We start from the raw sequence: 10202 nt of genomic DNA on the forward strand, positions 1-10202 counted from the left end.
CTTGAACCCGTTTTGCAGCGTCGGAGTCGAGCTTTCAAAGCGCCGGATTGTTATAGCAATGCCAGGTGAAGATCGCCGTCGCGCCGCGATGGGGGCGCCAAGGTTCGGCCAGCGCGCGGGTGGCCTTTTCGTCGGGGCGTTCTTCCATGCCGAGGATTTTCCCGATGCCGGCCATCACCGCGAGATCGCCTGCCGGCCAGATGTCCTGCCGCCCCTCGGCGAAGAGCAGGTAGATCTCGGCGGACCAGCGGCCGATGCCCTTGATCTTCGTCAGTTCGGCAATGGCCTCCTCGTCGTCGGCGGGGAGATTATCGAAATCGACTTCGCCGGCCGCTACCAGTTCGCACAGGGACCGCGCATAACCCTGCTTCTGCCGCGACAGGCCGCAGGCGCGCAGGGTGTCGAAATCGCGTTCGAGCAGGCAGGTGGGCTTGAAGTCGGCGCCCAGTTCAGCCTCCAGCTTGTTCCACATGGAGGAGGCTGCCGCGACGCTCACCTGCTGGCCGACGATGGTGCGCAGCAGGGTCATGTAGCCGCGCTCGCGGATGCGCGGTTCGGGGTAGCCGGCCTTCTCCAGCGCGACAGCGATGGCGGGTTCGCGATCCGCCACCGCGTCGAGGGCTGTCTTGATCTGCTGTGCCGTCAGGCCCATCTGCCCCTCCTTGCCAATTATCGCACGATTGCCTAGCAGCCGCGCGACTGATCACCAGAGGAAATCCGCAGCAATGCCCAAGCTCACTGTCGTCAACCGCTCCGGCGAGGAATCCACCATCGAGGTAGGCGATGGCCTGACCGTGATGGAAGCCATCCGCGACAATGGCTTCGACGAGCTGCTGGCCTTGTGCGGTGGCTGCTGTTCCTGTGCGACCTGCCACGTGCACGTCGACCCTTCGTTCAAGGACAAGCTGCCGGAAATGAGCGAGGACGAAGACGACTTGCTCGATTCCAGTGACCATCGCGACGAGAACTCGCGCCTGTCGTGCCAGATCGCCTTCACGGCAGACCTGGACGGCATGAAGGTGACCATCGCCGAAGAAGATTGAGTTGGGGGCACCCAAAGCCATATTACATTGCGCTAAACTGTCGGTCCTCCTAACTTCCGGACCATGACAACTCTGCCCGTCCGTTCGTCCACGCTCGACCTTATCGGCAATACGCCGCTCGTCCTCCTGCAGGGGCCCAGCGAGGCCGCCGGGTGCGAGATCTGGGGCAAGTGCGAATTCGCCAATCCGGGTGCCAGCGTGAAGGACCGCGCGGCGCTGTGGATCGTGCGCGATGCAGAGGCGCGCGGCGAGCTGCAGCCGGGCGGTACGGTTGTCGAAGGCACGGCGGGCAATACCGGCATCGGCATTGCGCTGGTGTGCAACGCGCTTGGCTACAAGTGCGTAATCGTCATGCCGGACAACCAGTCGAAGGAGAAGATGGACACCCTGCGCGCGCTCGGCGCGGAGCTGGTGACCGTCCCGCCGACCAAGTTCGCCGATCCCAACCACTTCGTCCACACCAGCCGCCGCATCGCGGAAGAGATGGACAACGCCGTCTGGGCCAACCAGTTCGACAATGTCGCCAACCGCCGCGCCCATATCGAAGGCACCGCGCCCGAGATCTGGGACCAGATGGACGGCAAGATCCACGGCTTCACTTGCGCCGTCGGCACCGGCGGCACGCTGGCCGGCGTCGGCATGGGGCTGAAGGCCTTCGACGAGGCCGTGCGCATTGCCCTGACCGATCCCTTCGGCGCGGCGCTCTACAGCTACTACGCGGAAGGCGAGCTGAAGTCCGAGGGCTCCTCCGTTGCAGAAGGCATCGGGCAGGGCCGTATCACGGCGAACCTCGAAGGTGCGCCGATCGACACGCAGTTCCGCATTTCCGATCCCGAGGGCCTCGACTGGGTTGCGCGCCTGCTGCGCGAGGAAGGGCTGTGCCTGGGGCTCTCCAGCGGCATCAACGTTGCGGGCGCCGTGGCGCTGGGCCGCCAGCTTGTGGCCGAAGGGGTGGAGAACCCGCGCATTGCCACCATCCTGTGCGATACCGGCTTCCGCTACCTTTCGACGCTCTACAACGCCGAATGGCTGGCCGCGAAGGACCTGCCCGTTTTCGACTGGTTAGGTTCAGCTTCGGAAGGCTAGGGGAGTGCGCATGGCATTCGATCCGCGCGATTTCTTCCGCCCCAAGCCCGAGGCCGAGCCCGCTCCGCTCGCCGGGACGCGCGCCGAACGCATGCAGCGCTTGCAGATCGGTGGCTTCGGCGTGCTGGCCATGGTGCTGCTGGTCGGCCTTGCCGATGCCATCACCAGCCGCGTGCAACTGACCGAGGAAGGCGTCGTGCCTGACGCCGCGCCGACCGTGGTCGCCAGCGAAACGGCCGCGCCGCGCGATCCGCTGGCCGATGCCGGCGTGGTTCCGGACTTGCCGGCAGACCCGACACCAACACCCACGCCCACCGCCTCGCCCGCTCCGGAGCCGAGCGATGACCAGACGCGTCCGGCCAGCAATGTGCCTCTCCAGTAAACTGGTTGCCGCGCTGGCTCTTGCCTGCATGGCTGCTCCGGCAGTTGCGCAGGACGCTGGCGAACAGCCCGCGCTGGCCCTGATGGGAACAGTGCCGATCTACTGGGGCGAGCCGGCCGACTTTGGCGAGACGCTGCAGGGTGAGGCCGAGCCACACTGGGCACGCGCGGTGCTGGAACAAGGTTTCGCGCTGGCGCCGGTCGACTACCTCTCCGAAGAAGTCCTGGCAGGCTACGACTACCTGCTGCTGGCCCAGCCGCGCGGATTGAGCGCGGAGGAGAACGTCGCGCTCGACACCTGGGTGCGCGAAGGCGGCCGCCTGCTGTTGTTTGCCGACCCGCTGATGACCGGGGAATCCCGGTTTGGCATCGGTGATCGCCGCCGTCCGCAGGATGTCGCACTGCTCTCGCCGATCCTCGCGCGCTGGGGTCTTGAACTCACTTTTGACGAAGCGCAGGCCGAGGGCTTGCAGCAGGCCGATCACTTTGGTGACCCGCTGCCGGTGAACATGCGCGGCGCATGGGACTATTCTGGGGCCACCCGCGAGTGCACCATTCCCGGCGATGCCTTGCTGGCTCACTGCCGGATCGGGGCAGGGCAGGCGCTGCTGGTGGCCGATGCCGCCATGCTCGATATTGCCGGTCCCTATCCCCACGCGGAAAGCGCGCTGACCTGGCTGTTGGAGCACGGCTTGGGGATCGCGCGGGAGAATATGCCCCAAAGCGGCGATTCCTCGCGGGAAATCGTGGGAACTGTTGGTCTTGGCAGCGAAACGTCGGAAAACAGGCGCGAGCAGGTGTCCGGAGAGAGATAGTAAAAACAAAGACTTAAACCTTTCTCCCACAATTTCCCGCAATTTCCCCTTCCATCCCGCGTCTGCACGCGGTATCCCCTGATTCTATCGGACACACCGCCCGTGTTGCGTTCCCTTGCAGGAGCGAACCGGTCGTGCATGCGCGCGGCTCGGAGCGGGGAGGGTGTGTTCGCGAGGGAACTTCGGTTGAGGGACAAGGGCTCGTGGCGCAACGGCCGACAGGTTACAGGGGGCAGGGCTTTTCGCTTCGCGGCGAAAAGGATCGCTTCGTGCTGCCTCCGCTGTTCCGCAAGGTCTTCGCCGAACTGGGTGACGAGGGCGTGCTCTGCGTCGCCAAGCACCACAAGTATCCCTGCCTGACCGCCTTCGGTCTCTCGCGTACCGACAATTTCGAAGACATCCTCGACAAGGAAGAAGAGAACGCCGTGCGCCGCGATCTCGACTTCGACCGAGACCTGCGCTCCACCCAGATGTGGACCTTCACCGAAGTGCCCTACGACAAGAGCGGTCGATTCATCCTGCCGCCGCGCTTCTGCAAGGTCGGCGGCATCGGCGACAACATCTGCTTCCTCGGCGGCGGCCAGTTCCTGACCCTGTGGGACCTCGACAAGCTGGGCCAGATGGGCGGCGGCTGGCAGGACCAGTACGAACTGTGCCTGGCCGATGCCGAAGACGCCTGGGCCAAGGCGAAAGGGAAAGGCAAGTGACCGCTCCCGCGCCGCATGTCCCCGTCCTGCTCGACGAAGTGATCGAAGCCCTCGACCCGCAGCCGGGCGATGTCGTGATCGACGCCACCTTCGGCGCCGGCGGCTATACCCGTGCGATCCTTGACCGCGGGGCGACCGTCCACGCCTTCGACCGCGATCCCGATGCCATCGCCGCCGGCCAAGAGTGGCCCGAGACCAGGGAGCAGCCGCCGCGCCTGGTGCTGCACCACCGCCGTTTCTCCGAGATGGTGGCAGCCATGGCCGAAGCCGGCGTGGCGCAGGTCGACGGCGTCACCATGGATATCGGCGTCTCCTCGATGCAGCTGGACCAGGCCGAGCGCGGCTTTGCCTTTTCCAGCAACGGTCCGCTCGACATGACCATGAGCCAGTCCGGCCCGACCGCTGCCGACTTCGTCAACGAAGCGGCGGAAAAGGACATCGCCGACGTGCTCTACCAGTATGGTGAAGAGCGCCAGTCGCGCCGCGTCGCCCGCGCTATCGTGGCCGCACGCCCGCTGACCACCACCGGCGAACTGGCCGAAGTGGTGCGCAAGGCGCTGGGCCACCGTCCGGGCGACAAGAAGGACCCGGCCACCCGCAGTTTCCAGGCCATTCGCATCCACGTGAACGGCGAGCTCGACGAGCTGCGCGAGGGCCTGCATGCGGCAGAGGTCCTGCTGAAAGAGGGCGGGCGGCTGGCCGTGGTCAGCTTCCACTCGCTCGAAGACCGGATCGTGAAGCAATTCTTGCGTGACGCGGCAAATGCAACCCCCCGCGCGTCACGCCACCTGCCCGAAGCGCGCGCCCTTCCGCTTGCGCGCTTCGGGCTTCTGACCAAGGCGATCCGCCCCTCGCAGGCAGAGATCGATCGCAACCCGCGTGCGCGTTCCTCAACGCTGCGCGCCGCCACCCGCACCGCCGCACCAGCAAGGGAGAATGTCGCATGACACCGCAAGCCCGCATCCGCCGGATCGGTTGGTTCGCCGCGCTTGGTGTCTGCCTGGCGCTGTACACCCTGCTGCACCTCAAGGTGAACGCGGTGCACGCCGATGTCGTGCGCGCCGAGCGCGAGATCGTGCGGCTGGAAGAACAGAACATGCTGCTGGAGACCGAATTCCTCACCCGGTCCAACCAGGTCCAGCTGGCGGCATGGAACCGCGTCGACTTTGGCTTCGAAGCGCCGCGTGCCGAACAGTTCCTCGACAGCCCGCTGCAACTGGCCAGCTTCGGCAGTCCGCGCACCGGCGATTCCCCTGCGCCGATCATGCTGGCCGGGATGACGAGCGGCGAGGACGTACCCGAATTTCCCGAGCTGGTCTCCCCGCTCACCGGTCGCCCGGTGGACGAAGCAGTGCTGGCGGGCGGCCCGCCTGACAATGGCCGTCTTACCGTAGCCATTGCGCCCGGACCGCTGCGCGTGCCGATTGCTGGTTTCAGGGTGACCGAAGTTGCTGCTGCAGGAGCCGCCGTCCGGTGACGACCTTCGCCGCCCCGCGCACTATCATTACCGGCCAGGCGGGGCGCTTCGATCATCGCCGCCGCGCATTGCTGGTCGCGCGGTTGCGCCTGCTGCTGATCGCCGCCGTGTTCGTACTGGTGGCCAGCGCGGCGCTGGCGCGCATCACCTGGATCGGCGCGGTCGAGAGCGGCCCCGCGGAACACTCGATGGCCGATGCCTTGCTGCCCCCGCGCGGCGAGATCACCGATCGCAACGGCGTGCCGCTGGCGCGCGCCTTTCCCGCCTATGCCCTGTGGTTCAACCCCAATGCCATGTCCGAGGGCGGCGATGGCGGCCCGCCGCTGGTGAAGTCGCCAGAGGAAGTCGCGGCAGAGCTGCAGGCGATCTTCCCCGATCTCGACACTTATGAAGTGACCGAGCTGCTGCGTTCCGGCCGGGCAGGCTACATCCGTCGCCGGGTCCTGCCCGAACAGGCCAACCAGGTGATCGCCATCGGCGAACTGGCGTTGGAACTGCCGCGCGAGACAGACCGCCATTACCCGCAGGGATCCCTGGCCGCTCACGTGCTCGGATATGTCAGCGCAGACGGCCATGGCCGGACGGGCATGGAAGAAGTGCTCGACGAACAATTGCTCGATCCCGCGGCGCGCGGTGAGCCGGTGGCGCTGTCCATCGACATGCGCGTGCAGGGCGCGTTGGAAGACGAATTGCGCAGCGGGATGCTGGCGGTGAACGCGGTGGGCGCGGCCGGCATCGTGCTCGACGTCGACACCGGTGAAATCCTTGCGCTGGCCAGTCTCCCCGACTTCGACCCGAACGAGGTGCAATCATCAGACGTGCGCGTCACGCAGGATCAGCATGATCGCGGCATTACCGCGCCGGTTTTCAACCGTGTGACCAACCAGGTCTACGAACTGGGCTCCACCTTCAAGCCGCTGGCAGTGGCCGCCGCCATCGACAGCGGTTCCATCACGGACCTGTCGCGCCGCTATTCCGCCGAACCCTACATCGTGCAGGGCCGCACCGTGCGCGACAGCCACCCAATCGGCGATTCGCTCAATGTCCCGGAAATGCTGATCCATTCGTCCAACGTGGTGACCGGCCATGTCGTCGACGAGATGGGCGCTGCCACCTTGCGCAACTACATGGCCGAGCTGGGCATGAACGAGCGTCCCTATGTCGAATTGCCGGCGCGAGGTTTCCCGATCTGGCAATCCGGAGAATGGTCACGTATTCGCGGGATTACAGTGGGATACGGCCACGGCGTCGCCGTTACGCCGCTGCACCTTGCCAGCGCCTATGCGGCCATGGTCAACGGCGGCATCTGGCGTCCCGCCACGCTGCAGCGTGTCGAACCGGGGCAGGCCCCCCGCGGTCGCCGCGTCTTCCGGGCCAGCACCAGTGCACGCATGAACCAGTTGCTGCGGATGATCGCTGTCTACGGCACGGGGCGCAACGCTGACGCTCCCGGCTTCCGTATCGGCGGCAAGACCGGCTCGGCCGAAAAGCCCGGCAACGGCGGCTATCGCCAGTCCTCGCTGGTATCCACCTTTGCGGCAGCCTTCCCGATGGATCGCCCGCGCTATGTCGTGATCGCCATGCTGGACGAGCCGCAGGGCACTGCCGCCAGTTCATACCAGCGCACCGCGGCATGGAATGCCGCGCCCATCGTCGGCCGGCTGGTCCCGCGCATCGGCCCGCAGCTGGGCGTCTTGCCCGATGCCGACCGCGATATCGACCTGACCGACCTGCGCCCGCTGGTGGGGGATCTGGACTGATGCTGCTGTCCGATCTTGCGAGCGTCTTGCAAATCGATGCCGGGGAGGCGGGCGAGACCCGCGTCACCGGCTTTGCCATCGATCACCGCAAGATCGCCCCCGGCAATGTTTTCGGCGCCTTCCAGGGCACGGCGGTGAATGGCGAGGACTTTATCGAAGCCGCCATTGCCGGTGGTGCCGTGGCCGTGGTCGCGCGTCCGGAAGCCATGGTCGAAGGTGCCTTGCACCTGGCAGATGACACACCGCGCCGGGCCTTTGCCCGGCTCGCCTCGCTCTATTTCCGTCCGACGCCGGAAACGGTGGTCGCCGTCACCGGCACCAACGGCAAGACCTCTTGCGTCGAGATGACCCGGCAGATCTGGCGCATGTGCGGCGAGCGCGCGGCTTCGATCGGTACCTTGGGGGTCACCACGCCGGACGAAAGCGTTTCGACCGGGCTGACCACGCCTGACATCGTCACCTTCCTGTCGAACATGACCGGCCTTGCGCGCGAAGGCGTGACCCATGTGGCTTACGAGGCATCGAGCCACGGGCTGTCGCAATACCGCAACGAAGGCCTGCCGGTGAAAGCCGGTGCCTTCACCAATCTCAGCCGCGACCACCTCGACTACCACTCCGACATGGAAGACTACTTCTCGGCCAAGATGCGGCTGTTCACCGAAGTCGTCGACGATGGCGGTGCGGCAGTGATCTGGGCGGACGACGAATGGTCCGACCGCGCCGTTGCCGTGGCGAAGGAACGCGGCCTCAAGCTGCTGACAGTGGGTGCAAAGGGCAAGGGCATCAACCTGATCGCCCGCACGCCCAGCCCCTTGGGGCAGGACCTCAAGATCGTCTACGATGGCCGTGCTTATGCCATCCGCCTGCCGCTGATCGGGGCTTACCAGGTAGCCAATGCATTGGTTTCTGCCGGACTGGTGCTGGCGACCGGCATGCCCGCCGCGCAGGTGATCGACGCCGTCGCCCGCTTGCAGCCGGTGCGCGGACGTCTCGAACGGGCCGTCATCACCAAGAGCGGGGCGCCGGTCTATGTCGACTATGCCCATACGCCTGACGCATTGAGCGCGGCGATTGCCGCGCTTCGGCCCCACGTCACGGGCCGCCTCATCACCGTCTTCGGTGCCGGCGGCGACCGTGACAAGGGCAAGCGCGGGCCGATGGGGGAGGCTGCCGCTGCCGGCAGCGACCTCGTCATCGTAACCGACGACAATCCGCGCGGCGAAGATGCCGCCACCATCCGCGAAGCCGTGATGGCCGGTGCAGGTAAAGCAGCCCGCAACATCGGCGGCAGGCGCGAAGCCATTGCCGCCGCGCTCGCCGAAGCCGGCGCCAGCGACATCGTGCTGGTGGCGGGCAAGGGACACGAACAAGGCCAGATCATCGGGTCGGGAGAAAACATGCAGGTATTGCCGTTCGACGACGTAACCGTTGCACGCGAATGCGCCGCTCAGCTGGCCGGAGCAGTCCGGTGAGCGCGGTGCTCAAGCCCCTGCGCTGGCCCACCAGCGCTGCCGCTGCCCCGCGCCTTGCCTTGTGGACCGCTGCCGAAATCGCGGCCGCTACCGGCGGGACCGCTTATGGTGAATTTCAGGTTAGCGGCGTCGAAATGGACAGCCGCGACGTTCGCGGCGGCGACCTGTTCGTGGCGCTCAAGGGTGAGGCGATGGACGGCCACCGCTTCCTCGACAAGGCCTTCGCCAATGGCGCGGCTGCCGCCTTGGTGGACCGCGAGGTGGACTATCCGCACGTCCGCGTCGCCGACACCACAGCAGCGCTGATGGCGCTGGCCCGGGCGGCGCGCGAGCGCACCACCGCCAAGGTGATCGGCGTGACGGGATCGGTCGGCAAGACCGGCGTCAAGGAAGCGATCTTCACCGCGCTTGAGCGCAGTTCGCGCGGCGCGGCGCATCGCTCGGTGCGCAGTTACAACAACCACGTCGGCGTCCCGCTCAGCCTGTCGCGCATGCCCGCGCGCAGCCGCTTCGGCGTGTTCGAAATGGGCATGAACCATGCGAACGAGATTTCCGGCCTCACCGCGCAGGTGAAGCCGCACGTCGCGGTGATCACCACGCTGGCACCCGCGCACATCGAGAACCTCGGTTCGATGGAAGCCATTGCGGATGCCAAGGCCGAGATCTTCGAAGGGCTGGCAAAGGGTGGCACTGCCGTGATCCCTGCTGACGTCGAATGGACAGACCGACTGCGCGCTGCTGCGGAGCAGCACGGTGCCTCGGTTATCGCCTTCGGTCGCAGCGCTTCGGCTGACATGCGCCTGCTCGATGCCGTACCCGATGGCAGCGGCGGTTCGCTGGTGACGGCGGCCATGGGCGACGTGCGGCTGTGCTTCACGGTTGCGGAGCCGGGCGAACACTGGATCGACAACGCGCTGTGCGTGATGGCCGCCGTGCATGCGGCTGGCGGCGACATGGGCGCGGCAGGACTTGCGCTTGCCGAGATGGGCGGGCTGAAAGGGCGCGGCGCGCGCTTCCGGGTCAAGGTGCCGGGCGGCCATGCGCTGGTGATCGACGAGAGCTATAACGCCAACCCCGCGAGCATGCGCGCAACGCTCGCGCAGCTGGGCCAGACCCCGGCCTCGCGCCGAGTTGTCGTCCTCGGTTCGATGAAGGAACTTGGCGATTTTGCTCCCGGCTTCCACGCCCAGCTGCTGGAGCCGATCATGGGGGCAGGTGTCGACCATGCGATCCTGGTGGGCGAAGAGATGGCGGCGCTCGCGCGCGAAATGGGGAAAGAGCCCCAGCGCCCGCTTGGCAATGCGCCATCCTTTGCCCATTGCGAGAATGCGGGCGAGGCAATCGCCGCCTTACAGGAATTCTCCCTCGTCGGCGGTGACGCCGTGCTGGTGAAGGGTTCCAACTCGGTCGGTCTTGCCCGCGTGGTCGAACATTTCACAGCCAGGGAAGGCTGACGCGCGC

At 66.4% G+C, this 10202-nt stretch carries 11 protein-coding genes; 10 read left to right on the plus strand and 1 reads right to left on the minus strand.

The genetic code is table 11. The annotated features are described in order from the left end of the window. Window positions 1-34 precede the first annotated feature (34 nt). The gene (locus tag AAEO60_RS02400) at window positions 35-652 is read right to left on the minus strand and encodes a DNA-3-methyladenine glycosylase family protein (protein ID WP_341672050.1); all 618 of its coding nucleotides are present in this window, start codon (window positions 650-652) and stop codon (window positions 35-37) included. Window positions 653-725: 73 nt separating this feature from the next. Here AAEO60_RS02400 and AAEO60_RS02405 point away from each other — a divergent pair, with 73 nt between their 5' ends. From AAEO60_RS02405 to AAEO60_RS02450, 10 genes are all read left to right on the plus strand, one after another. Next, window positions 726-1043, plus strand: a complete 318-nt coding sequence (locus tag AAEO60_RS02405) for a 2Fe-2S iron-sulfur cluster-binding protein (protein WP_341672051.1) — start codon at window positions 726-728, stop codon at window positions 1041-1043. Window positions 1044-1106: 63 nt separating this feature from the next. Continuing rightward, the gene (locus tag AAEO60_RS02410) at window positions 1107-2129 is read left to right on the plus strand and encodes a cysteine synthase A (protein WP_341672052.1); all 1023 of its coding nucleotides are present in this window, start codon (window positions 1107-1109) and stop codon (window positions 2127-2129) included. 10 nt (window positions 2130-2139) lie between these two features. Beyond that, the gene (locus tag AAEO60_RS02415) at window positions 2140-2511 is read left to right on the plus strand and encodes a hypothetical protein (protein ID WP_341672053.1); all 372 of its coding nucleotides are present in this window, start codon (window positions 2140-2142) and stop codon (window positions 2509-2511) included. Window positions 2512-2539: 28 nt separating this feature from the next. Further along, complete coding sequence (locus tag AAEO60_RS02420; RefSeq protein ID WP_341672054.1) at window positions 2540-3325, plus strand: Gldg family protein; 786 nt, start codon at window positions 2540-2542, stop codon at window positions 3323-3325. Window positions 3326-3594: 269 nt separating this feature from the next. Continuing rightward, window positions 3595-4032 (plus strand): division/cell wall cluster transcriptional repressor MraZ, encoded by a 438-nt coding sequence (locus AAEO60_RS02425; protein ID WP_341672055.1) that lies wholly within the window; start codon window positions 3595-3597, stop codon window positions 4030-4032. Beyond that, window positions 4029-4979, plus strand: coding sequence for a 16S rRNA (cytosine(1402)-N(4))-methyltransferase RsmH (rsmH, locus tag AAEO60_RS02430; protein WP_341672056.1), 951 nt, complete (start codon window positions 4029-4031; stop codon window positions 4977-4979). The genes AAEO60_RS02425 and rsmH overlap by 4 nt, the downstream gene beginning before the upstream one ends. After that, on the plus strand, window positions 4976-5509 hold the full coding sequence (locus AAEO60_RS02435) for a hypothetical protein (RefSeq protein ID WP_341672057.1): 534 nt from the start codon (window positions 4976-4978) through the stop codon (window positions 5507-5509). The genes rsmH and AAEO60_RS02435 overlap by 4 nt, the downstream gene beginning before the upstream one ends. Further along, on the plus strand, window positions 5506-7269 hold the full coding sequence (locus AAEO60_RS02440; protein WP_341672058.1) for a peptidoglycan D,D-transpeptidase FtsI family protein: 1764 nt from the start codon (window positions 5506-5508) through the stop codon (window positions 7267-7269). The genes AAEO60_RS02435 and AAEO60_RS02440 overlap by 4 nt, the downstream gene beginning before the upstream one ends. After that, window positions 7269-8741 (plus strand): UDP-N-acetylmuramoyl-L-alanyl-D-glutamate--2,6-diaminopimelate ligase, encoded by a 1473-nt coding sequence (locus tag AAEO60_RS02445; RefSeq protein ID WP_341672059.1) that lies wholly within the window; start codon window positions 7269-7271, stop codon window positions 8739-8741. Before AAEO60_RS02440 ends, AAEO60_RS02445 begins: the two co-directional genes overlap by 1 nt. After that, window positions 8708-10195 (plus strand): UDP-N-acetylmuramoyl-tripeptide--D-alanyl-D-alanine ligase, encoded by a 1488-nt coding sequence (locus AAEO60_RS02450; protein WP_423970068.1) that lies wholly within the window; start codon window positions 8708-8710, stop codon window positions 10193-10195. The genes AAEO60_RS02445 and AAEO60_RS02450 overlap by 34 nt, the downstream gene beginning before the upstream one ends. Window positions 10196-10202: the final 7 nt, after the last annotated feature.

This window comes from Aurantiacibacter gilvus (assembly GCF_038289935.1).
Taxonomy (GTDB): domain Bacteria; phylum Pseudomonadota; class Alphaproteobacteria; order Sphingomonadales; family Sphingomonadaceae; genus Alteraurantiacibacter; species Alteraurantiacibacter gilvus.

Bases quoted from the DNA above. Each gene is read 5' to 3' on its own strand.
- AAEO60_RS02405 (WP_341672051.1), top strand. From the start codon at position 726: ATGCCCAAGCTCACTGTCGTCAACCGCTCCGGCGAGGAATCCACCATC.
- AAEO60_RS02410 (WP_341672052.1), top strand. From the start codon at position 1,107: ATGACAACTCTGCCCGTCCGTTCGTCCACGCTCGACCTTATCGGCAAT.
- AAEO60_RS02420 (WP_341672054.1), top strand. From the start codon at position 2,540: ATGGCTGCTCCGGCAGTTGCGCAGGACGCTGGCGAACAGCCCGCGCTG.
- AAEO60_RS02435 (WP_341672057.1), top strand. From the start codon at position 4,976: ATGACACCGCAAGCCCGCATCCGCCGGATCGGTTGGTTCGCCGCGCTT.
- AAEO60_RS02400 (WP_341672050.1), bottom strand. From the start codon at position 652: ATGGGCCTGACGGCACAGCAGATCAAGACAGCCCTCGACGCGGTGGCG.
- AAEO60_RS02415 (WP_341672053.1), top strand. From the start codon at position 2,140: ATGGCATTCGATCCGCGCGATTTCTTCCGCCCCAAGCCCGAGGCCGAG.
- AAEO60_RS02445 (WP_341672059.1), top strand. From the start codon at position 7,269: ATGCTGCTGTCCGATCTTGCGAGCGTCTTGCAAATCGATGCCGGGGAG.
- AAEO60_RS02450 (WP_423970068.1), top strand. From the start codon at position 8,708: ATGCGCCGCTCAGCTGGCCGGAGCAGTCCGGTGAGCGCGGTGCTCAAG.